Origin of the sequence: Paramicrobacterium fandaimingii, from assembly GCF_011751745.2 — a bacterium.
GTDB classification, from domain to species: domain Bacteria; phylum Actinomycetota; class Actinomycetes; order Actinomycetales; family Microbacteriaceae; genus Paramicrobacterium; species Paramicrobacterium fandaimingii.
Window position 1 is genome coordinate 2,296,407 of the sequence record NZ_CP061170.1, and the last position, 20,233, is coordinate 2,316,639.

At 64.0% G+C, this 20,233-nt stretch carries 22 protein-coding genes and 2 tRNA genes; 10 read left to right on the forward strand and 14 right to left on the reverse strand.

Features of this window, described 5'->3' with window-relative positions:
* Window positions 1–256 precede the first annotated feature (256 nt).
* From HCR84_RS11060 to HCR84_RS11080, 5 genes are all read right to left on the reverse strand, one after another.
* Window positions 257–916, reverse strand: a complete 660-nt coding sequence (locus HCR84_RS11060; RefSeq protein WP_166981031.1) for a histidine phosphatase family protein — start codon at window positions 914–916, stop codon at window positions 257–259.
* Window positions 917–998: 82 nt separating this feature from the next.
* Window positions 999–1,070 (reverse strand) — tRNA-Arg (locus tag HCR84_RS11065).
* 31 nt (window positions 1,071–1,101) lie between these two features.
* Window positions 1,102–1,605: an HNH endonuclease gene (locus tag HCR84_RS11070; protein WP_166981030.1), complete on the reverse strand. Its 504-nt coding sequence runs from the start codon at window positions 1,603–1,605 to the stop codon at window positions 1,102–1,104.
* Between the two features lie 324 nt (window positions 1,606–1,929).
* The gene (locus tag HCR84_RS17745; protein ID WP_166981028.1) at window positions 1,930–2,838 is read right to left on the reverse strand and encodes a C40 family peptidase; all 909 of its coding nucleotides are present in this window, start codon (window positions 2,836–2,838) and stop codon (window positions 1,930–1,932) included.
* A gap of 198 nt (window positions 2,839–3,036) precedes the next feature.
* Window positions 3,037–3,735, reverse strand: a complete 699-nt coding sequence (locus tag HCR84_RS11080) for an iron-dependent transcriptional repressor DtxR (protein WP_166981026.1) — start codon at window positions 3,733–3,735, stop codon at window positions 3,037–3,039.
* Window positions 3,736–3,847: 112 nt separating this feature from the next.
* Here HCR84_RS11080 and serC point away from each other — a divergent pair, with 112 nt between their 5' ends.
* Window positions 3,848–4,960, forward strand: coding sequence for a phosphoserine transaminase (gene serC / locus HCR84_RS11085; RefSeq protein WP_166981024.1), 1,113 nt, complete (start codon window positions 3,848–3,850; stop codon window positions 4,958–4,960).
* A gap of 106 nt (window positions 4,961–5,066) precedes the next feature.
* On the opposite strand, the gene HCR84_RS11090 is transcribed toward serC, so the two are convergent.
* Together HCR84_RS11090 and HCR84_RS11095 are read right to left on the reverse strand one after the other, a co-directional pair.
* The gene (locus HCR84_RS11090; protein ID WP_166981022.1) at window positions 5,067–5,849 is read right to left on the reverse strand and encodes a DUF3027 domain-containing protein; all 783 of its coding nucleotides are present in this window, start codon (window positions 5,847–5,849) and stop codon (window positions 5,067–5,069) included.
* Window positions 5,842–6,225, reverse strand: coding sequence for a cold-shock protein (locus HCR84_RS11095; RefSeq protein ID WP_166981020.1), 384 nt, complete (start codon window positions 6,223–6,225; stop codon window positions 5,842–5,844). The genes HCR84_RS11090 and HCR84_RS11095 overlap by 8 nt, the downstream gene beginning before the upstream one ends.
* A gap of 134 nt (window positions 6,226–6,359) precedes the next feature.
* On the opposite strand from HCR84_RS11095, the gene HCR84_RS11100 reads away from it, so the two are divergent.
* The 3 genes from HCR84_RS11100 to HCR84_RS11110 are packed head-to-tail and all read left to right on the forward strand — an operon-like array spanning window position 6,360 to window position 10,177.
* Window positions 6,360–6,629 carry a multidrug ABC transporter ATPase gene (locus HCR84_RS11100; protein WP_166981018.1) on the forward strand — a complete coding sequence of 90 codons (270 nt, stop codon included), beginning with the start codon at window positions 6,360–6,362 and terminating at the stop codon, window positions 6,627–6,629.
* Window positions 6,630–6,642: 13 nt separating this feature from the next.
* Window positions 6,643–8,499, forward strand: a complete 1,857-nt coding sequence (locus HCR84_RS11105; RefSeq protein ID WP_166981016.1) for a helicase-associated domain-containing protein — start codon at window positions 6,643–6,645, stop codon at window positions 8,497–8,499.
* 37 nt (window positions 8,500–8,536) lie between these two features.
* Window positions 8,537–10,177, forward strand: coding sequence for a DNA repair helicase XPB (locus HCR84_RS11110; RefSeq protein ID WP_166981014.1), 1,641 nt, complete (start codon window positions 8,537–8,539; stop codon window positions 10,175–10,177).
* A 1-nt stretch (window position 10,178) separates the two neighbouring features.
* Here the strand turns inward: HCR84_RS11110 and HCR84_RS11115 are convergent, their stop codons facing one another.
* Both HCR84_RS11115 and folP read right to left on the reverse strand, forming a co-directional pair.
* Window positions 10,179–10,919 (reverse strand): pyrimidine reductase family protein, encoded by a 741-nt coding sequence (locus HCR84_RS11115; RefSeq protein ID WP_166981012.1) that lies wholly within the window; start codon window positions 10,917–10,919, stop codon window positions 10,179–10,181.
* Window positions 10,912–11,835, reverse strand: coding sequence for a dihydropteroate synthase (folP, locus tag HCR84_RS11120; protein WP_166981011.1), 924 nt, complete (start codon window positions 11,833–11,835; stop codon window positions 10,912–10,914). The genes HCR84_RS11115 and folP overlap by 8 nt, the downstream gene beginning before the upstream one ends.
* 99 nt (window positions 11,836–11,934) lie before the next feature.
* Here folP and HCR84_RS11125 point away from each other — a divergent pair, with 99 nt between their 5' ends.
* The 3 genes from HCR84_RS11125 (at window position 11,935) to HCR84_RS11135 (ending at window position 14,745) form a co-directional block, all read left to right on the forward strand.
* On the forward strand, window positions 11,935–12,624 hold the full coding sequence (locus tag HCR84_RS11125) for a response regulator transcription factor (protein WP_166981009.1): 690 nt from the start codon (window positions 11,935–11,937) through the stop codon (window positions 12,622–12,624).
* Window positions 12,625–12,633: 9 nt separating this feature from the next.
* Window positions 12,634–14,340, forward strand: coding sequence for a HAMP domain-containing sensor histidine kinase (locus HCR84_RS11130; RefSeq protein WP_166981007.1), 1,707 nt, complete (start codon window positions 12,634–12,636; stop codon window positions 14,338–14,340).
* A 114-nt stretch (window positions 14,341–14,454) separates the two neighbouring features.
* Window positions 14,455–14,745, forward strand: coding sequence for a WXG100 family type VII secretion target (locus HCR84_RS11135; protein ID WP_166981005.1), 291 nt, complete (start codon window positions 14,455–14,457; stop codon window positions 14,743–14,745).
* Between the two features lie 86 nt (window positions 14,746–14,831).
* On the opposite strand, the gene groL is transcribed toward HCR84_RS11135, so the two are convergent.
* From groL to HCR84_RS11150, 3 genes are all read right to left on the reverse strand, one after another.
* Entirely contained in the window at window positions 14,832–16,451 is a 1,620-nt protein-coding gene (groL, locus tag HCR84_RS11140) for a chaperonin GroEL (RefSeq protein WP_166981003.1), read from the reverse strand.
* A 144-nt stretch (window positions 16,452–16,595) separates the two neighbouring features.
* On the reverse strand, window positions 16,596–17,039 hold the full coding sequence (locus HCR84_RS11145; RefSeq protein WP_218043569.1) for a LytR C-terminal domain-containing protein: 444 nt from the start codon (window positions 17,037–17,039) through the stop codon (window positions 16,596–16,598).
* A 159-nt stretch (window positions 17,040–17,198) separates the two neighbouring features.
* Window positions 17,199–17,492 carry a DUF3263 domain-containing protein gene (locus tag HCR84_RS11150; RefSeq protein WP_166980999.1) on the reverse strand — a complete coding sequence of 98 codons (294 nt, stop codon included), beginning with the start codon at window positions 17,490–17,492 and terminating at the stop codon, window positions 17,199–17,201.
* 130 nt (window positions 17,493–17,622) lie between these two features.
* Between HCR84_RS11150 and msrB the strand changes: the two genes are divergently transcribed.
* The 3 genes from msrB to HCR84_RS11165 are packed head-to-tail and all read left to right on the forward strand — an operon-like array spanning window position 17,623 to window position 18,976.
* Window positions 17,623–18,024 carry a peptide-methionine (R)-S-oxide reductase MsrB gene (gene msrB / locus HCR84_RS11155; protein WP_166980997.1) on the forward strand — a complete coding sequence of 134 codons (402 nt, stop codon included), beginning with the start codon at window positions 17,623–17,625 and terminating at the stop codon, window positions 18,022–18,024.
* Window positions 18,021–18,593: a nitroreductase family protein gene (locus HCR84_RS11160; protein WP_166980995.1), complete on the forward strand. Its 573-nt coding sequence runs from the start codon at window positions 18,021–18,023 to the stop codon at window positions 18,591–18,593. Before msrB ends, HCR84_RS11160 begins: the two co-directional genes overlap by 4 nt.
* Window positions 18,590–18,976, forward strand: a complete 387-nt coding sequence (locus HCR84_RS11165; protein WP_166980993.1) for a hypothetical protein — start codon at window positions 18,590–18,592, stop codon at window positions 18,974–18,976. Before HCR84_RS11160 ends, HCR84_RS11165 begins: the two co-directional genes overlap by 4 nt.
* A gap of 54 nt (window positions 18,977–19,030) precedes the next feature.
* On the opposite strand, the gene HCR84_RS11170 is transcribed toward HCR84_RS11165, so the two are convergent.
* Window positions 19,031–19,103: transfer RNA gene (locus HCR84_RS11170), tRNA-Thr, on the reverse strand.
* 43 nt (window positions 19,104–19,146) lie between these two features.
* On the reverse strand, window positions 19,147–20,067 hold the full coding sequence (locus tag HCR84_RS11175) for a DsbA family protein (RefSeq protein WP_166980991.1): 921 nt from the start codon (window positions 20,065–20,067) through the stop codon (window positions 19,147–19,149).
* Window positions 20,068–20,233 lie beyond the last annotated feature (166 nt).

Sequence of the window (20,233 nt, forward strand, 5' to 3'; positions counted from 1 at the left end):
CACACCGCCACACTAAGTGCAGCAACGCGAAATACCGGTAATGTCGGCGAGTTTCGCGCAGTTTTGTGCAGAGTGGCAGCCGCGTCGAGCGGTTTGCGGCCGACCGTGTCCCGCAGATGGGTGACACAGCTGGTGGACTCTGCCAAACCGACGGACATGTCGCCACGTCGCATCAGCGTGCTCGACGCCTCTGACGTCGCACAATGCTCTGGCTGCGGGGCCGCCGCTGCGGCATCCGACCCGCGTCTGACGACGGTCAGCGCACGCGTGCGGCCGTTCCTCCAGGACCGCCGCTGATGCCGACGTCGAGGTTGTCGCCACCGAGCGGAGCACTGTGCCACTCGACGAGCGACCAATGGCGCGGCGTGCCGTCCATGACGATCATTCCGGTGTTGTGCAGCGGGTTCTCTGAGGCAAACTGCTGTGTTGCCCGCGTGCGGGCGGCAGCCCAGACCCGAAGCACTTGCCCGTGGGCGACGATCGCAACGGTCTTCTCGCCAAGCGTGGCCGCTTCGTCGACAACCGCGTCAAAGCGGTCGAAGACGCTGTGGCCGTTCTCTCCTCCGGGAACGCATTCGTCAAGCTCGCCGTCCACCCAGGCGAATGACGCCCGGTGGTATTCCATGACGGCATCCCAGTCGTTGCGCATCTCGAGGTCGCCCGCGTCGATTTCGCGGATGCCGTCGCGCACGGCGAGCGGCGCGTCGAGGCTCTCGACGAGAGGTGTCGCCGTCAGCTGCGCGCGGAGCTGCGTCGATGCGAAGACGGCGTCGATCGACTCCCGCTCAAGCGCCCGCGGGATCGCGGCGGCCTGCGCGAGCCCAAGCTCCGTCAGACCCGGTCCCGGAACCGCGGTGTCGAGACGCCCTGCGACGTTCGAGGGGGTCTGCCCGTGACGGATCAGCAGCAATCTCATAGGGCACTCCTCGCAGGCTCACGGTCTTCATCGATCTTATCCGGGAGCGTCTGAAGAACCAGTGGATGACCACGTGCAACGGTGCCCCTGGAGGGACTCGAACCCCCAACCGTTTGCTTAGGACGCAACTGCTCTTCCATTGAGCTACAGAGGCAAACCTTCGACAGTCTAACGTGTTCCGCACCTCACGCGGCGACGGCCTGAGCGAGGTACTGCTCCCACTGGGGAGCCGCTCCCTCCGCTCCGCGCACAGCCCATCCTGGGCCATACGGCATGCGCGGGGTGATGCGCAGCTGCCAGCCCATCTCGGCCGGCGTGCGATTGCCCTTCATGCTGTTGCACCCGAGGCAGCACGCGACGAGGTTCTGCCAGCTGTCTTCTCCCCCGCGCGAGCGCGGGATCACGTGATCGATCGTCGTCGCGCTCGACCCGCAGTACCCGCAGCGGTGCAGGTCTCGCTTGAGCACTCCGCGCCTGGTGACGGGGACCCGACGCGAATACGGCACTTTGACGTAGCGCGTCAACACGATGACGCTCGGTCGGTCATACCGAACAGAGACTCCCCACACGGGGTCGTCCTCGACGATCTCGACAACAGCAGCCTTCCCGCAAATGACGAGTGCGAGTGCCCTGCGAAACGAGACGACGGCGAGCGGCTCGAATCCTGCGTTCAGTACCAATGTGCGCATTGCGCTTCCTCTCGAATGGCCGTGACGGCTTCCCGGTAATTCGACACGTGAACAGCTCCTGCGTGGTGGGGCCGGAAACAGAAAAGGCACCGCCCTGTGGGCAGTGCCTTTCGTCAGCCGCAACGCGGCTTATCTCTCCGACAGGGCGGCGAGCGGGAAAGTCTCGTATGTCCATGGAGGGGACACCGGGTATTCCGCTCATCGCTTCTCTCACCTCCAGTGAGTTGTCTGAGCCTTAGATTAACCCACGAACGATACGCCCGGGTAACCGGGCGCGCCGTTCGCATGTTCGCTGGCCGGAAATTTACCCGGCGTTCATTGCTCTCAGATGCGCACGATCGAGTAGTTGCTCGTCCAGAGCGGGCGGATGCTGACGTGTCCACCGGGCTTCGGCGCATCGAGGATCATGCCGTTGCCCGCGTAGAAGCCGTCGTGTCCGCTCATGATCACGAGGTCGCCCGGCTGCGCTTGAGAGACCGGAATGTGCGTTCCTGCCGCGGCCTGGCCCGACACACCGTGCGGGAGGGAGATGCCGTACTGCCCGAAGACGTACATGACGAACCCGGAGCAATCGAAGCCCGCGGGGGTGGCACCGCCGTAGACGTACGGTGTACCGATGTACTGTTTCGCCGTGTTGAAGACCGCGGAGAGACTGTAGGGAGTCGTGGGAGGGGCGACGGGCGACGTGCTTGTCTCGGAGCCAGCACCGTTCGATGACTGGCGGTTGGCCGCTTGCTCTTCAGCGCGCTTCGCCGCTTCAGCCGCGGCCTTCTCTGCCGCCGCCGCGGCGAGTTCGTTCTGCGACGTGGCCGAGTAGGTGTCACGGGCGACCGAGGCGATGCTCGCTTCGGTACTCACGCTGAGGGACTGCGCACCTGCCGTGCGATCCTGATGCTCAAACAGCGGAGCAGCCTGGCTGGCGGGCGCAAAAGTTCCGGGAAGCGCGAATGCCGCACACAGACCGGGAACGACGATCATCATCACGAGAGTTGAGCGCCAGCGCTTCCACCGCGACGGTCGCTCGGCTGACGCGGCCGTTGCGGGCGCGGTGCGCGCGGACGGGCGGCCTGTCGCAGACGACGCGGAACGCGCCGTCAATCTCGCCGCGACAGACGGGTCAGCGACGACATCGTTCGACCGTTTCGCCTGGGCCGCGCGGCGCTCTCGGCGCGTTGCTGGACGTTCAGAAGGGAAAGGAGCAGAGTCAGACTCGGCGGGAGTGGATAGGGCCACGGGTTCCTCCGGCGCCCTTTCAGCTCACGCTGACTCGTCCACGCACAGTCATCTCGGGTTTCGTCATCGGGGACGAGTTCTGCAGGGCGCCCGATGCCGTTCCTGAAGTTTCACGCCTCAGGACGTACCGAGGCTACGGCATCCACCCACCGTTTGTCACGTTTTGGCAACGTTTTTCGGAGAATGTGTCGCACCGCGCTATGCAGGGTTCGTCACATAGATGTGGGTGGCGAGTTCAGACGGAAGTTCGATTCCCTCGTCGAATCCGTCGATCGTGACGACGACATACGAGCCGTTCTTCGAGAACTCGCCTGCATTGCCCGGAACGACACCCGCCTGCTTGAGCTGAGCGAGGAGCTCGGGCTCGAACTGCGCAGGCTCTGCCAGACGGCGGATGCTGGCACGGCGCGGCTCATCGGTTTCGCGCACGAGCGCCACAAGATTGACAACGCCGTGGGAGAAGGCAATGCTCGGACTCTCACCGAACTCATCGAGCCCGGGTATCGGGGTTCCATACGGGGACTCGGTCGGATGATTCAGCATGTCGAGAAGCTTGCGCTCGACCTGCTCGCTCATCACGTGCTCCCACCGACATGCCTCTTCGTGCACGTACTCCCACTCGAGCCCGATCACATCGTTCAGTAGCCGCTCGGCAAGCCTGTGCTTGCGCATCACATGAACGGCCTTCAGACGACCGCTCTCTGTCAGCTCGAGGTGACGGTCATCAGAGACGACGATGAGCCCGTCGCGTTCCATGCGCCCGACAGTCTGGGACACCGTCGGCCCAGAATGCCCCAGACGCTCCGAAATGCGCGCGCGCAGAGGAACGATTCCCTCTTCTTCAAGTTCGAGAACCGTGCGGAGATACATCTCGGTCGTATCAATAAGGTCGGTCATCAATGCCTCCCCCGGCAATGCTCACTAATGCACTAAGCCTATCGGGAATCAGCCTGAGTCTTGAACTCGTCAAAAAAACCTCGCTGTGTCGCGGCGCGCATAGAATCGGTCTATGTCTGAGATCGTAATCCCCCCTGCCCTGCTGCCCGCTGATGGTCGATTCGGCTGTGGGCCGTCGAAAGTGCGCCCCGAGCAGGTTGAGGCACTCTCCGACGCGGCAGCTGGTCTTCTCGGCACCTCTCATCGCAAGCCCGGCGTGAAGAATCTCGTCGGAAGCGTGCGGGAGCAGCTCGCTCAACTGTTCTCTATTCCAGAGGGATACGAGGTGATTCTCGGAAACGGCGGCTCAACGGCGTTCTGGGACGCCGCGGCATTCGGTCTCATTGAGAAGCGCTCGCAGAACATGACCTTCGGCGAGTTCGGCGGAAAGTTCGCGAAAGCGGCGGCAGCGCCCTGGCTCACCGCACCAGACGTGCGCAGTGCCGAGCCCGGCTCGCTTGCCACACCGTCACCTGTCGAGGGTGTCGACGTGTACGCCTGGCCGCACAACGAGACGTCAACGGGCGTCATGGCTCCTGTCAGCCGTGTGCACGGCGACGATGGTGCGCTCACCGTCATCGATGCGACGAGTGGCGCTGGCGGTCTCGCCGTCGATGCCTCCAACACCGACGTGTATTACTTCGCGCCGCAGAAGAACTTTGGCTCGGACGGCGGGCTGTGGCTTGCGCTGTTTTCGCCCGCGGCGCTCGAGAGGGTCGAGCGTGTCGCGGCATCCGGCCGCTACATTCCCGAATTTCTGAGCCTGAAGAACGCCGTCGACAACTCACGGCTGAACCAGACGCTCAACACTCCGGCCGTTGCGACGTTGCACCTGCTCGAGAGCCAGGTGCGCTGGATCACCGACAACGGCGGGCTCGACTGGGCAGCGCAGCGCACGGCGGAATCAGCGTCTGTGCTCTACACCTGGGCTGAGTCGATCGACTACGCTCGGCCGTTCGTCGACAACCCGGATCACCGCTCGAACGTCGTCGTCACGATCGACTTCGATGACTCGGTCGATGCCGCGTCCGTCGCGAATGCACTGCGTGCCAACGGCATCGTCGACACCGAGCCCTACCGCAAGCTCGGCCGAAACCAGCTGCGCATCGCAACGTTCGTCTCGATCGACCCAGACGACGTTCGCCGGCTCATCCGCTCGATCGAATACGTCGTCGACGCACTCTAAGGGCTCGCCCCGACGCGGGCCACTTTCTGCGGTTACGCCCTCGTTGGAAGCACCAGAAGTGGCACACGTTGTCGGGGCGGCGTCGGGGCGGCGTTTCGCTCAGCAGTCAGCCGCGACGTCGGCCGCGGGAACGCCGGCGCCCGCGGGAGCCACCCCGGCGTGAGCCACGACGGCCTTCGCCGCCCGGGCCCTTCTCGCCGTCTGAGTCGTCGTCCGCGGAGTCATCGCCCTCGGCATCCTCATCGTCATCGGAGTCGTCTGCGTCGTCATCGGAGTTCTCGTCCTCAGAGTCCTCGTCCTCAGAGTCGTCGCCTGAATCGGCCCCGGCGACGTCGCCCGGATGATCGAACTCGTCGACGTCGACGCCATCGACGTCGCCCGCGTGCAGATGCCGCCGTGCTTCGCCGTCGTCATCGTCATCATCGGAATCGTCTTCGTCTGCGTCGTCTGACTCGGCCGCGTCATCTGCCTCGGCCGCTTCCCGAGCGGCTTCCTCCTGCTGCGCGCGGTATTCGGCAAGTCGCTCAGACCACGGCACCCAGTCGGGCGCGAGCAGCGCCGAATCGCCCGGCATGAGCTCGGACTCCAGAACGGTGGGCTCGCCGTCGTCGACGCGTGCGAGTGTCACCGTCCAGAACCAGCCGGGGTAGCCGTCAAGCCTGTTCTCGAACAGCAGTGACACTGCGTTGTCGTCTTCGACGGAATGCCCGACGAAGGCGCCGACCGAATCGTCGTCTGTCACGTCACGCAGAGCGCGGCGCGCGAAATCGACGGAGTCGAGCAACACGGGATCTGCCTCGCGCTGTAGTGCAGCCGCGGCATCCTGCTCTGTCGCCGTGGGCTCGCTCGCGGCGGCGTCTGGTGTGATCTCTTCGCTGGATTCAGGCATCAAGTTCGTCCGCTACGCGGCGCAGAACCGCCGCGACCTTTCGTGAATGTGCGTTATCGGGGTAGCGACCCTTGCGAAGGGTTCCGCTGACGCCGTCGAGAATCTTCATGAGGTCTTCGACGATCACCACCATGTCATCGGCGGGCTTGCGGTTCATGCGAACCACACTGTGAGGCTGGTCGAGCAGCCGAACCGACAGCGCCTGCGCGCCTCTCTTTCCCTGCGCGACGCCGAACTCGAGACGGGTTCCTGCCCGCAGGCTCGTGACATCGTCGGGAAGTGCCGACGCGTGCAAGAAGACCTGCTCGCCGTCTTCACTCGTGATGAAGCCGAAACCCTTGTCTTCGTCGTAGAACTTGACCTTGCCGGTGGGCATGGAAACCTCACTGTGGAACGAGACGCTGCATGCGCCTGATGTGCACCAACGGATCATCACCGTCGGCGAGCAGGAGAACCCCGCTCCTCTCTATCGTATTCGCTGAAGGGGCTTGGTGGCTTATCCTGGGGAGCGTGGCTCCAAACCCTTCCGAAACCTCGACAAGCACCATCCAACGCGTTCTCGCATATGCCCTGCTCGGCGTCGTGATCATTTCGGTCGGCAGTTTCTTCGCGATCATGATCGGCACGTGGACCGGCATGAGCCAGGCGGACTTCGGTACGGGCTTGTGGCCCGTCGTTGCCATGACGCCGTACATCGGACTTCCTTTGGCGATGCTCGTGCTCATCGCCCTGCTGATCGCGGGAGCGATCGGCCGCAGTCGAGCGGCGCGCGGGCAATGACCGAGGCTCGTACATGACAGACGCCTTGCTTCTTGCAACGCAGCTGCGCTCATTGTCTGACGATGAGCTCACATCATTGCTGCGTGCACGGGGAATCACCGATGATTCGCGGCTGAACGACTTCTTCGATCTGGCAGAACGTCTGCTCGAGCGGCAGCGCATCGAGCGTGCGCTGCGCACCTGCGACCGACGGATGCTGCTCGCGCTCTCGGCCGCAGCGGACCGCCGCACCTCCCATACGTTCGACGACGTGACATCGCACATCGAGTCGTTCGGCGCGGGCGCCGAGGCGGCGGAGTCCGCACTCGACGGCATCGCCCGGGCGGGTCGACTCGCCCTCGTCGTCGTGGACGATCATCGCGTGAACCCGCTCGAGACGGTCAGTGCCGCCATCAACGAGCTGCGGACTCGGGGGCTGCCCTCGACGAAGGCCCTTGCCGACCACCTGCCCACGACACTGGGCGCCGTCGAGGCCTCGGAGCGCGTGGATGCCGCCGCAGGCGAACGTGCATTCACGACGACGACAGCGGCCGGCGAGATCATCACCGAGCTGCTGCGCGCGCCGGCAAAGGAACTCGGCCGAGGTGGCCTCGCGCTGCCAGACGCTCGCCGTCTCGCCGCCGCAACGGGAGTGGACTTCGATGCCATCGGCACGCTCATCACCGCGCTCGCTGCGGCCGAGTTCGTCGCACTCGACGACCGGCATTGGGCTCCAACGCAGACCGGCCTCGACTGGCTCACCCTGCCGACGGTCGACCGGTGGCTGCGCCTCGCCGAAGCCTGGGTCACGGCGATTCCCGACGATGCCCGGCCTCTGCTGACTACACGACGCGATGCACGGTGGGCGCATTCGGTGCGTGCGTATGCACTGTGGCTGTATCCGCTCGGCGGCGATGCGCTCAACGCTCGCGTCGATGATCTTGTTGCGCAGGCGGAGGTGCTCGGTGTCATCGCACACGACACGCTGTCGCAGGCCGGACGAGAGCTGCTCGTCGGCGCCGCGGACGCGGCGGCAGAATTCGTTCGCGCCACCCTCCCACGCGAGGTGAGCCAGGTGTATCTGCAAGACGACCTGAGCGTCATCTCCCCGGGCCCATTGAGCCCGTCACGCGACGCGCGGCTGCGGCTCATGACCGATATCGAGTCTCGTTCGCAGGCGACGACGTACCGATTCAGCCGGTCGAGCATCGACCGTGCACTGAGCGCTGGAGAAGGAGAGACGAGCATCGTCGCCTTTCTCACGGACCTGTCGCTCACCGGCATTCCGCAGCCTCTGCGCTATCTCATCGCGGACGTCGCCGCGCATCACGGTCTGCTGAGAGTGCGCGAGAGCTCCAGCGACCGCCATGCGGTGCGCAGCAGCATCCGATCTGTCGATGACGACCTGCTCGAAACGCTCACTGTCGACCAGAATCTGGCATCCCTTGCTCTGCACCGCGTGGCACCGGGGCTGCTCGAGAGCCGCTTCTCGCGCGACCTCGTCTTCTGGGCGCTGCAAGACGCCCGGTATCCGGTGTCGGCCGAAGACGAGAACGGCCAGCTGATCCGCGTGACCCGACACCACATCGCCACAGTCACTGCCGAGCCCGACGCAGACCTGACCGAGTTCGTGTCGCGTCTGCGTGCCTCGGTGAGGGGAACGAGTGCGCACCCCGACGATGCCTGGCTCGTGCGGCAGCTCGAACTTGCCGTACGCAGCAAATCCACTGTTGTCGTCTCGGTCGCCATGCCCGGAGGCAAGACCATCGATCTGTCACTCGAGCCGACCGGAATCGGCGGCGGGCGCCTGCGCGGACGGGACAGCACGGCAGATGTCGAGCGCACGCTGCCTCTCTCCAGCATCCAGTCGGTGTCTCGCGCTGACGCCTGAGTGCTGTTCCCAGTTGACGGCGCTAAGCTGAAGGGCTATGTCTGACGGCCCTCTTATCGTTCAAAGCGACCGCACCGTGCTCTTCGAAGTCGCCCACCCCGACGCGGAAGAAGCGCGCCACGCGCTCGCGGTCTTCGCCGAGTTGGAGCGCGCCCCCGAGCACGTCCACACGTACCGCATCACGAGACTCGGCCTGTGGAACGCCCGCGCCGCAGGGCACAGGGCCGAAGAGATGCTGGCGACCCTCGACGAATACTCAAAGTTCCCCGTTCCGCAGACGGTCTCGACAGACATCTCCGACACCGTGTCGCGCTACGGACGTCTGGTGATCGAGCGAAACGACGAGGGCGAGTTAGTTCTCTCGAGTCAGGATGCCGCCGTGCTCACCGAGGTGTCACGGGCAAAGCGCATCGGGCCGCTGCTCATCGACAGGCCCACAGAGAACAGCTTTCTCATCGAACCGTGGGCGCGCGGCCAGGTGAAGCAGGAGCTCGTGAAGCTCGGCTGGCCGGCCGAGGACCTCGCCGGCTACACGCCGGGAACCCCGTACGAGATCGACCTGCACGAAGACGGTTGGGCGCTGCGCGATTACCAGCACAAGGCGATCGACAACTTCTTCGACGGCGGCTCGGGTGTCGTCGTGCTGCCGTGTGGCGCCGGAAAGACGCTCGTCGGAGCCGGCGCGATGGCAACCGCGAACACCACGACGCTCATTCTCGTGACGAACACCGTGTCGGCGCGGCAGTGGCGTGACGAGCTCATCCGTTGCACGAGCCTCACGGCAGAAGAGATCGGCGAGTACTCGGGCGAGGTGAAAGAGGTGAAGCCCGTCACAATCGCCACGTACCAGATTCTCACCTCGCGCCGAAAGGGCGAGTACGCTCACCTGTCACTGCTCGACGCCCTCGACTGGGGACTCGTCGTGTACGACGAAGTGCACCTGCTTCCCGCCCCCGTGTTCAAGCTCACAGCCGACCTGCAGGCCAGGCGCCGGCTGGGGCTCACCGCGACGCTCGTCCGCGAAGACGGACGCGCCGGGGACGTCTTCAGCCTGATCGGGCCCAAGCGCTTTGACGCGCCGTGGAAGGAGATCGAAGCGCAGGGCTATATCTCCCCCGCGGAGTGCTTCGAGGTGCGGATCGACATGCCCAAGGCCGATCGCCTAGAGTATGCCGCGTCGGCAGACAACGAGCGCTATCGGCTCGCGGCAACGACCCCGGCGAAGATCAGCATCGTCAAGCGACTGATCAACAAGCACGCGGGCGAGCGCATTCTGGTGATCGGCCAGTACCTCGATCAGCTCGACGAGCTTGCTGACGTCTTGGGCGCCCCCAAGCTCACCGGCGCAACACCGAACGATGAGCGTGAACGGCTCTACCAGCAGTTCCGCGAGGGCAATGAGCCGGTTCTCGTCGTCTCGAAGGTGGCAAACTTCTCTGTCGATCTCCCCGAGGCCACCGTTGCCATTCAGGTCTCCGGCTCATTCGGCTCGCGCCAGGAAGAGGCACAACGACTCGGTCGGCTGCTGCGCCCGAAGACATCGGGTCTCACCGCCAACTTCTACACGCTTGTGGCGCGAGACACTCTTGATCAGGACTTCGCGCAGAACAGGCAGCGGTTCCTGTCTGAGCAGGGCTACAGCTACTCGATTCTCGACGCAACGAGCATCGCCGCCTGAGCTACGCGCGTTGGTAACGCAAAAGCAGCGTGCCGTCGCTCTCGATCACGTGGGCGAGCGAAAGCCCTCTGAGCGTCTGGTCGTCGCCCGCGATGATGCGGTTGGCAGCACCGCCGACGAGCATCGGGCTGAGTGTGAGACACAGCTCGTCGACGGCATCGTCGCGCACGAGGTCTCCGAACAGCGTCGGCCCGCCCTCGCTGTGCATCTGCGCAAGGCCTCTTTCGGCGAGCGCACGGCGCAGCTCTCGGCCATCAACGCGATCGTCTCCGCACAGCAGCACGTCGGCCGCTGACTCCAGGCGCTTTCGCCGCTCCTCATCGGCGCTGCGGCACGTCACGATGAGGGGGCGAACGGGCGCGTCGGTGAAGATGCGATCGCCCGGGTCGATGCTGAGGGCGCGCGAGATGATGGCGAACACCGGCTGAGGTGCGAGGCCGCGGGCGGTGCGCTGCTCCGGCGCATCCACTCTGAGTGGCCCGTATCCCTCAGCCCGCACCGTTCCCGCGCCGACGATAATCACGTCGGCAAGCGTGCGGAGCGCCTCGAACACGAGCTGGTCGGCGTCGGTTCCGAGCCCGCCAGAGAGGCCGTCGACGGTGACGGCGCCGTCGGCACTGGAGATGAAGTTCATACGCAGCCACGGTGTCTCGCGGTCGTCACGCGCGTACCAGTCGGCGATGTCGGCCGCCTCAGACGATGCGGCTGCCGGCAGCGGCCAGATTCGCGTCAGCTCAGTCATTGCGTTCTCCCATGTTGTGGTGGAGGTGCGACGGTGTGCGCATTCCGAGAATCGCTTCTGCCATGCGCACAGCGGCCACCGATTCGCTCACATTGTGCATGCGGACGATGCGAGCCCCTTGGGCAATGCACAGTGCCGCGGCGACAAGTGACCCCTCAACGCGTGCGCCTCGTTCGGCATCAAGGCTCTCGCCGATGAAGTCCTTATTGGAGACGGCGACGAGCGTTGGATAGCCAAGGTCGACGACGGGGCCGAGTCGCCTGCTGAGCTCGAGACTGTGAAGTGTGTTCTTGTTGAGATCGTGTCCGGGGTCAATGATGATGCGCTCCGGAGGGATCCCCGCGCCGAGGGCGCGCTCGATGCGGCTCTCGAGAAAGTCGGCGACCTCCATCGACACATCGGCATACGTCGGAGACGCGTACGGGGTGCGCGGCGACGCAAGGCTGTGTGTGATCACAACGCTTGCGTCGCTATCGGCGACAACGCGGGCGAGCTCCGGATCGGCAAGCCCCGTCGTGTCGTTGATCACGTCGGCACCGGCGAGGATGCTGCGGTGTGCCACGTCCGGTCGAAACGTGTCAACCGAGATCACAATGTCGGATGCCGCGCGCACGGCCTCAACGACGGGAACAACGCGCTCTGCCTCCTCCTTCGCGGGAATCTCCGGCCCTGGGGCAAAGGGAGCTCCGCCGATATCCACCCAATCGGCCCCATCACGTTCCGCGTCGAGGCATCCTTTCACCGCACTGTCGAGCGCAAACGTGCGGCCGCGGTCATAGAACGAATCGGGTGTGCGGTTCACCACAGCCATGACCGCGACCTCACGGGAAAAATCAAACTGCCGCACGCCGATTCTCCGAATGGCATGCACGATCGTCGGCAGAGGCGGCAGATCGTGTGGGGAAGGCTCAGTCATGACTCCATCGTGCCGCATCCACACCCCAGGCGGAGTTCCCACGGTAAACCTGATAAGTTCACCCAGCCCGCTCTCAGAAAGCTCGCAGATACTGGGGGCATGACTGGACCACGCATCCTCATCGTTGATGACGAGCCAAACATCCGCGACCTGCTGACGACAAGCCTGCGCTTTGCCGGCTTCGCCGTCAGAGCCGTCGGCAACGGCGCCCAGGCCATCTCCGCTGTTCTCGAAGAAGAACCCGACCTGATAATCCTCGACGTCATGCTCCCCGATATGAACGGGTTCGGAGTCACCAAGCGACTCCGCGCATCGGGATACACCGCGCCGATTCTCTTCTTGACGGCAAAAGACGACACCGAAGACAAGATCACCGGCCTCACCGTGGGTGGCGATGACTACGTCACCAAGCCCTTCAGCCTCGACGAGATCGTCGCGCGCATCAAGGCAATTCTGCGCCGCACTATGCAGGCAGATGAAGACGCCATCATTCGCGCTGGCGAGCTCACCATGGACCAAGACACCCACGAGGTGTACGTCGGCGACACGAACATCGAGCTCAGCCCGACGGAGTTCAAGCTTCTGCGCTACCTCATGCTCAACCCGAACCGCGTGCTGAGCAAGGCGCAGATTCTCGACCACGTCTGGGAGTACGACTTCAACGGCGACGCGGGCATCGTCGAAAGCTACATTTCCTACCTGCGTCGCAAGCTCGACCAGTACTCGGCCGAGCCGCTCATCCAGACGAAGCGCGGATTCGGCTACATGCTGAAGACGAGCAAGCAATAGCCTCGTTGTATGAAGGCCATAGCCGACTGGTGGAACTCGATAACCCTGCGCAGCAAGATCACCGGTGTCACGGTGATCGTGCTGACGTTCGGATTGCTCGTCACCGGCGCAGGCACGGTCATCATTCTCAAACAGGCTCTGATCGAACAGGCAAAAGCTGAGCTCGTCGCGTTCGCAACCGGCGATATCTCTCGCTATATCGACGTCGACGACGAAGGCACGCGTCACGTTCGAGAGACAAACGAGTACTACATCGCACTTTACGATCCAGACGGCAACCTCGTCGACCACAATTGGGACGACAGGGATTCCCGCCTCCTCCCTCGCCCTGCGACAGGGTCGATCAGCGTGGCAAACGCCATTTCGACGCATCCCACGGCGGTGACGAACCTGGCGGGCTCGGAGTTTCAAGCCGTCACCGTGGTGTCTGACGCCATGGATGATCGCGGAACCAACGGCGTCGTCTTCATCGCGCGTTCGATGCGCGGACCAGACAGCGTCGTCGCGACGTATCTCACAATCTTCTTCGGGCTTGGGCTCGGTGTGATCGTGCTCGGTGCCCTCATCACGAGAGTGCTCGTCACAAACACGCTGCACCCATTGCGCGAGGCCGAGACCACGGCCGCCCATATCGCCGGCGGCGATTTCAGTCAGCGACTCACCCACATGACGCCGAACACCGAGGTGGGCAGGCTGAATCGATCGCTCAACACCATGCTCAATCGCATTGACCGGGCGTTTAAAGATCGTGCGCAGACCATCGAGCAGATGCGCCGATTCGTCGGTGACGCCAGCCACGAGCTGCGCACCCCTCTCGTCACCGTCCGCGGCTACGCCGAGCTCTACCGCATGGGCGCTCTCGAGAAGCCGGAAGACGTTGCCCAGGCAATGGAGCGCATCGAGAAGGAAGCCGTGCGCATGAGCGGTATGGTTCAAGACCTTCTCGAACTCGCACGGCTCGATGAGGCGCGCCCCCGTGAGTTGACGCGCATCGATCTCACGCCTCTGGGGAAGGATGCCGTCATGGACGCGCGCGCCTCATACCCGGGCCGTCCTGTATCGTTCATCATCGACACTCCTCCCGATGCGCCCGTGGGAGCGCCAGACACCCCGGCAGAGCCGGTGGCTCCCGAGCCATCGCCGCGAGCGGTGACGCGACCGAACGGAACCGGCGGCAACACAGGCCCCATTGCTCTCGCGGGCGCCACATTTGCTCGGCTGCGCGGCCGTCGGCCCCGCAAGGGCGGCGAGCCCGAGCCACGGCCGCTCACCGTGGAGCCTGTCACGCATATGACAGCATCCATTCCCACGGTTCCCGCCATCGTGATGGCCGAAGAGAACAAGATCCGCCAGGTGATCGCGAATCTCATGGGCAACGCCATGCGCTTCACCCCAGACGGCAGCCCCATCGAGGTGGGCGTGTCGGCAAATCCGGTCACGAGAATGGCGACCGTCGCTGTGATCGACCACGGTGAGGGAATTCCCGAGCCGATTCGCGAGAAGATCTTTCAACGATTCTGGCGCGCCGATTCATCACGGACGAGGGAAACAGGCGGCAGCGGCCTCGGCCTGGCCATCGTGTCGTCGATCGTCGCCGCTCACAGCGGCACAGTCGACGTCTCAGAGACACCGGGCGGCGGCGCGACATTCCGCATTCACCTTCCCCTCGCCCCCTCATCGCCCGACAGCGACACGGGCGACGACGACACCCTCTGACTCTCGTCCACAGCGGCATTCAGAGGAGCGACTCTCCACAGATCGCACGACTCATCGGGCAGCGCGGGTGCACTCCTGGATACCGTCGAAACACACAAGACGAGAGGAGCGACGATGAGCAAATACACAGTCGATAGCGAGGCGGTTCAGGCGGCGAGCGCCAGCATTCGCGGCGTGACCGAGCAGCTTCGCGCGGATGTGAACACGCTGATGGGCCAGATTCAGAACCTGCAGTCGCAGTGGACGGGCCAGGCCGCCAGCGCGTTCACGGCCGCCGCACACGATTGGCGAACAACGCAGGCTCGCGTCGAAGAGTCGATCAACGAGCTGAATATGGCACTCGCGCAAGCGGGAACGCAGTACGCGGACGTCGAGATGCAGAACGCCGGCATGTTCGGCCGCTGAGCACCCGGAAGCCGCCAGCTCGGGTAGAAAACGACAATGGGCGCCTCCATGCGGAGGCGCCCATTGTGCGTACGGAGTCAGACTTCTTAGAAGTCCATGCCGCCCGTCGGGTCGGCAGGAGCAGCGCCAGCCTTCTCAGGCTTGTCGGCGACAACAGCCTCAGTGGTGAGGAACAGACCAGCGATCGATCCTGCGTTCAGCAGGGCCGAGCGGGTGACCTTCACCGGGTCAGCGATGCCAGCGAGCAGCATGTCCTGGTACTCGCCTGTCGCGGCGTTGAGGCCGAACCCGACCTCGAGCCCGCGAACCTTCTCTGCGACAACACCAGGCTCGAGGCCTGCGTTTGTGGCGATCTGCTTCAGCGGAGCGTCGATGGCAACCTTGACGATGTTCGCGCCAGTTGCCTCGTCGCCGACGAGCGTCAGCTTGTCGAAAGCGGTCTTTCCCGCCTGGATGAGCGCGACGCCACCACCGGCGACGATGCCCTCTTCGACAGCTGCCTTCGCGTTGCGGACGGCGTCTTCGATGCGGTGCTTGCGCTCCTTGAGCTCAACCTCCGTCGCGGCGCCAGCCTTGATGACGGCAACGCCGCCTGCGAGCTTGGCAAGGCGCTCCTGCAGCTTCTCGCGGTCGTAGTCGCTGTCGGTGTTCTCGATCTCCTTGCGGATCTGCGAGACGCGACCGGCAATGGCCTCGGCTTCTCCGCCACCCTCGACGATGGTCGTCTCGTCCTTGGTGACGACAACCTTGCGTGCACGGCCGAGCAGATCAAGCGTGACGTTCTCGAGCTTGAGGCCGACCTCTTCGGAAACGACCTGTCCACCCGTGAGGATCGCGATGTCCTGCAGCTGGGCCTTGCGACGGTCTCCGAAGCCCGGAGCCTTGACGGCAACGGACTTGAAGATTCCGCGGATCTTGTTCAGAACGAGAGTTGCGAGCGCTTCGCCCTCGACGTCCTCGGCAATGATGAGAAGCTGCTTGCCAGCCTGGATGACCTGGTCGACAACAGGGAGCAGATCCTTGATGTTCGAGATCTTCGAGTTGACGATGAGAACATACGGGTCCTCGAAGACAGCTTCCTGGCGGTCCTGGTCGGTGACGAAGTAACCAGAGAGGTAGCCCTTGTCGAAGCGCATGCCCTCGGTCAGCTCGAGCTCGGTGCCGAACGTGTTCGACTCCTCAACCGTGACGACGCCTTCCTTGCCCACCTTGTCGATGGCCTCGGCGATGATCTCGCCGATCTGCGGGTCAGCGGCAGAGATCGACGCGGTTGCTGCGATCTCTTCCTTTGTCTCGATCTCCTTGGCTGCCGAGAGCAGCTCGTCGGAGACCGCGGCAACGGCCTTCTCGATGCCGCGCTTCAGCGCGATCGGGTCGGCGCCGGCTGCGACGTTGCGCAGACCTTCGCGCACAAGCGCCTGAGCAAGAACGACCGAGGTCGTGGTTCCGTCGCCAGCGACGTCATCCGTCTTCTTGGCAACTTCCTTGACCAGCTCTGCACCGATCTTCTCGTACGGCTCGTCGAGCTCGATCTCCTTGGCGATCGACACACCGTCGTTCGTAATGGTGGGGGCGCCCCACTTCTTCTCGAGGACAACGTTGCGACCGCGGGGCCCAAGCGTCACCTTGACTGCGTCGGCGAGCGTGTTGAGGCCACGCTCGAGGCCGCGTCGGGCCTCTTCGTCAAAAGCAATGATCTTTGCCATCGTGAGTTTCGTCCCTCCCGGACGTGAATGAACGTTCTTAGCACTCCCCTACGGTGAGTGCTAATGGCAATTCTGGCACTCTGCACCGTCGAGTGCAAGCTACGAGGCTGTGAATCGTTTCGCCGTCGGCATAACCCGTTGCGCTCAGCCCCCAGCGGTGTAATCAGACCCGAGCACGACGACGATCTGCGGAACATCACCGACGCTGAACTCCGTTGAATACTCGACGGCGCCGACTCCGAGGGTTTTCGCGACCCCGCGTGCCGCCCCCTCAAGAGCGTCGGCATCGTAGTAGATCACCGTCTTCTCAAGGCTGTCATCGCTCGCATTGCTTGCTGTGACGTTCGACGATGTCCAGCCGCCGTCGCCGAGGACGGCTTTGACGTCGCCGGCAAGTCCTGGCGTCGTCGTGCCATTGAGCACCTGAATCAGTGCCTCGGGATCGATTGTCGGCTCGACAGTCGGCTCCGGCGTCGTCTGCGACGGCGTCGGCGTCTCGCTCGGCTCGCTTGGACCGGGGATCACCTGATCGAGGTTCAGACGGTCTGTTGCAATGCTCAGCCCGAAGATTCCCACGGCGATCAACACGATCGTCGCAATAGCCGCCCAAAGGAACCCGAGCCACCCTCGCCGACCCGGGGCTCGATGCGCGCCGACTCGCGACGAGTGCGGTACGTCATCAAATCGGTCTCGGGGATGCGAACTTCCCATACGGTGCGGTCTTCCTTCGTTCGGGGCCTGTCGCCGCTAGTGGTCTGACGAGGTACGTCGACGTCGGGCCGCGGACCTCTGATCTCGCACGCGCAACAGACGCTTCACCAGCATCGGATCGTACACGAGAGCCTCGGGACGCCGGATGAGGGCGGCGAGAAGTTGATAGTAGCGAGCAGACGACACGTCGAAACGCTGCCTGATCGCCTGCTCCTTCGTGCCCGCGTGCGTCCACCATTGTCGTTCAAAATCGAGAATGGCTCTGTCGCGCTCGCCCAGCGGGGCGGGCGCGTGCTCGCCCGCCTGTGCATTTCGCTCGTCTGACGCCATCTCGACCCTTCCGTCGCCATCCTAGTTTCTCGGCAGCTTGGTGGGAGCCCGGTGTGAGCATTCGGAACATTCCAGCGCCCGCGCGGCTTAACCTTTTAAGAGAACTGATTTCCGACATCCAGGAGCGCGCATGACCGACAACACGAAAAAGACCGACGAGCAGTGGCGCGCCGAACTGTCTGCAGAGCAGTACGCCGTCTTGCGCGAGGCAGCGACGGAACGTCCGTGGACGGGTGAGCTCCTCGACGAGGACCGCGCCGGCGTGTACACGTGTGCGGCATGCGGTGCAGAGCTGTTCAAGAGCGGAACGAAGTTTGACTCCGCATGCGGCTGGCCGAGCTTCTACGAGTCAGTGCGACCCGAAGCCGTCACGCTCACCGAAGATCGCAGCCTTGGCATGGTGCGCACAGAGGTGCGCTGCGCTGCGTGCGATTCACACCTCGGCCACGTCTTCGATGATGGCTTCGGCACCCCGACCGGTGACCGCTACTGCATGAACTCGATCTCGCTCGGATTCACACCGCAGTCGTGAGCAACCTCATCGACCTGGTCACCGCGAGGCGCTCACGGTCGAAGGTGACTGACGCGTCGCCCAGCCACGACGAGCTTCTTCTGCTCGTCGCGGCCGCCGGTCACGTCGCAGATCACAGCGGCCTCGCTCCGTGGCGACTCGTCGAGCTGCGCGGGGACGCGCGCGTCGATCTCGGCCACGCGCTTGCCGCTGCCGCTGGCGACGACAAGCCATCGTCGAAGCCGCTGCGCGCGCCCCTGCTCATCGCCCTCGTCGTGGTTCCACAGCAGAGTGCAAAGGTTCCCGTCTGGGAGCAGGAGGCAACAGCATCCGGCGTGGCGCACATGCTCAGCTTGCTGCTCACCGATGCGGGGTGGGGAGTGATGTGGCGAACCGGAAGCCATGTACGCTCGCCCGAGGTTCATCACATGCATCGCCTCGAGCAGCACGAGTATCTTCTCGGCTGGCTCTACGTCGGCGGCACAGACGGCGCCCACACCACGCGGCCCGCAGCACCCGTCAACGCCGATCACTTCCTCACCTCCCTCACTGAGGAACCGGACAACACGGAAGGCAACGAACGCATATGACAGACCGTTCACACTGGATCGAGCACCGCAGGCCAGACGGCGAGCGCGTCGGCTGGATGCTGCCTGACGGCGACGATTTCACTGCCGTCGACCTGCTCGGGCGCCACGTTATCGGCCCCGTCGACTGGATGACGGCCGAAGAAGCGCTCGATGAGAGAGGAATCGGCTACCTTGCGGACCCGTATCGCCTCGAACTCGATTCTGGCGAGCGCATCCGCGTGCGTCTCGCCGAAGTGAGTGCGACGCGCATCACGGCGAAGCTCGATGACTTCGGCGCGGTCGGCGCACCGCAGCTGTATTACGACCTCGGCTTCCCCGCACCTGACAGCCTCTCGGAGTGGGGTTCGGAGCCTCTCGTCTGGCCGGCAACGGACAACGCGTAAGCCGCCAACACAAGCATCGGGCCCCGTCTTCCTCTCGGAAGCGGGGCCCTTCTGAGCCGCCTGCGAGAATCGAACTCGCGACCACATGATTACAAGTCAAGTGCTCTACCAACTGAGCTAAGGCGGCGGGACCTATCCATCATAGGGGCTGTCAGACGTCGATGTGAACGTCACTTCTCATCGGAGTCTTTTCCCTCGTCTCCCTGAGGGCTCGCGGAGGGCGATGGGGTGGTTGTCGCAACGGTTTCGCTATTCGTTGCAACGACGAATGCGTGGAATTCTTCTTCGTCGGTCAGCGAACCCGTGTATTGCTTGCCGTTCACGAGCACCGTCGGCGTGGCTTCGACCCGTTCGACGTCCGTGCCGGGAAGCGGGCCGCTCACGGCGCGTTCCGTTGCCGACTGCACCCACGAGGAGTACGTCTTGTCGTCGACGCAGTTGTCAATCGACGACGCGCCGGCCGACGTGGCCATCGAGACGAGCTGGTCGTCCGTGAGCCCCTTCGTGCCCTCTTCCGGCTGCTTCTCGAAAAGCGCCTTGTTGAACGCGAAGAAGGAGTCAGGCGATTCGTTGGCAACGCAGGCCGCAGCGTTCGCTGCACGCAGCGAATACTCGGTCCCCTGGGACTTGCTCGTGAGCACGGCAATGGGGTGAATCTCCAGAACGGCGGCGCCAGAATTCAGCCAGCCTTCGAGCTGGTCGATGTTCGTCTTCTCGAAATCACCGCACCACGGGCACAGGTAGTCAACATAGATGCGAATGTGGGCGACATCGGGATCCGCCGTCGCCTGCACGGGGGATGCTCCGGCAGCGAGTGCGGGGGTCGTGTGCGCGACAAGATCTTTGCCGATCACGATTCCGTCGCTCGCCATGTTTTTCGGCCCGGCGGTCTCAGGCTTGATCGACGAGACGACGATCATGACGACAGCGACGATGATGGCAATGATGAGCACGCCGATTCCACCTTGAAGAAGCACGCGGTTGCGCACGTCGCGCTTGTGCTGCTTCTCACGAAGCTGCCGTGCCTTTTCGCGCACCTGGTGACGCTTGCTCGGGCTCGTCGAGTCGTCAATCTCACCGTCGCCGGCCATTGAACCTCACTTGAAAGATCTCGGGAATGCGGCGCAGCTGTGCACATCTTCGGGAGGCCACGCGCGCAATTACCTTCCGATGCTAATGCGGCCCGCTGGGAAAACCCCAAACTGCTCGGTAAAACCGCATCGGTTCTGTGCGCGCCTCAGTTCGTGCCATACTGAT

Bases quoted from the DNA above. Each gene is read 5' to 3' on its own strand.
- HCR84_RS11060 (WP_166981031.1), bottom strand. From the start codon at position 916: ATGAGATTGCTGCTGATCCGTCACGGGCAGACCCCCTCGAACGTCGCA.
- HCR84_RS11070 (WP_166981030.1), bottom strand. From the start codon at position 1,605: ATGCGCACATTGGTACTGAACGCAGGATTCGAGCCGCTCGCCGTCGTC.
- HCR84_RS11080 (WP_166981026.1), bottom strand. From the start codon at position 3,735: ATGACCGACCTTATTGATACGACCGAGATGTATCTCCGCACGGTTCTC.
- serC (WP_166981024.1), top strand. From the start codon at position 3,848: ATGTCTGAGATCGTAATCCCCCCTGCCCTGCTGCCCGCTGATGGTCGA.
- HCR84_RS11090 (WP_166981022.1), bottom strand. From the start codon at position 5,849: ATGCCTGAATCCAGCGAAGAGATCACACCAGACGCCGCCGCGAGCGAG.
- HCR84_RS11095 (WP_166981020.1), bottom strand. From the start codon at position 6,225: ATGCCCACCGGCAAGGTCAAGTTCTACGACGAAGACAAGGGTTTCGGC.
- HCR84_RS11105 (WP_166981016.1), top strand. From the start codon at position 6,643: ATGACAGACGCCTTGCTTCTTGCAACGCAGCTGCGCTCATTGTCTGAC.
- HCR84_RS11110 (WP_166981014.1), top strand. From the start codon at position 8,537: ATGTCTGACGGCCCTCTTATCGTTCAAAGCGACCGCACCGTGCTCTTC.
- HCR84_RS11115 (WP_166981012.1), bottom strand. From the start codon at position 10,919: ATGACTGAGCTGACGCGAATCTGGCCGCTGCCGGCAGCCGCATCGTCT.
- folP (WP_166981011.1), bottom strand. From the start codon at position 11,835: ATGACTGAGCCTTCCCCACACGATCTGCCGCCTCTGCCGACGATCGTG.
- HCR84_RS11125 (WP_166981009.1), top strand. From the start codon at position 11,935: ATGACTGGACCACGCATCCTCATCGTTGATGACGAGCCAAACATCCGC.
- HCR84_RS11130 (WP_166981007.1), top strand. From the start codon at position 12,634: ATGAAGGCCATAGCCGACTGGTGGAACTCGATAACCCTGCGCAGCAAG.
- HCR84_RS11135 (WP_166981005.1), top strand. From the start codon at position 14,455: ATGAGCAAATACACAGTCGATAGCGAGGCGGTTCAGGCGGCGAGCGCC.
- groL (WP_166981003.1), bottom strand. From the start codon at position 16,451: ATGGCAAAGATCATTGCTTTTGACGAAGAGGCCCGACGCGGCCTCGAG.
- HCR84_RS11150 (WP_166980999.1), bottom strand. From the start codon at position 17,492: ATGGCGTCAGACGAGCGAAATGCACAGGCGGGCGAGCACGCGCCCGCC.
- msrB (WP_166980997.1), top strand. From the start codon at position 17,623: ATGACCGACAACACGAAAAAGACCGACGAGCAGTGGCGCGCCGAACTG.
- HCR84_RS11165 (WP_166980993.1), top strand. From the start codon at position 18,590: ATGACAGACCGTTCACACTGGATCGAGCACCGCAGGCCAGACGGCGAG.
- HCR84_RS11175 (WP_166980991.1), bottom strand. From the start codon at position 20,067: ATGGCCGGCGACGGTGAGATTGACGACTCGACGAGCCCGAGCAAGCGT.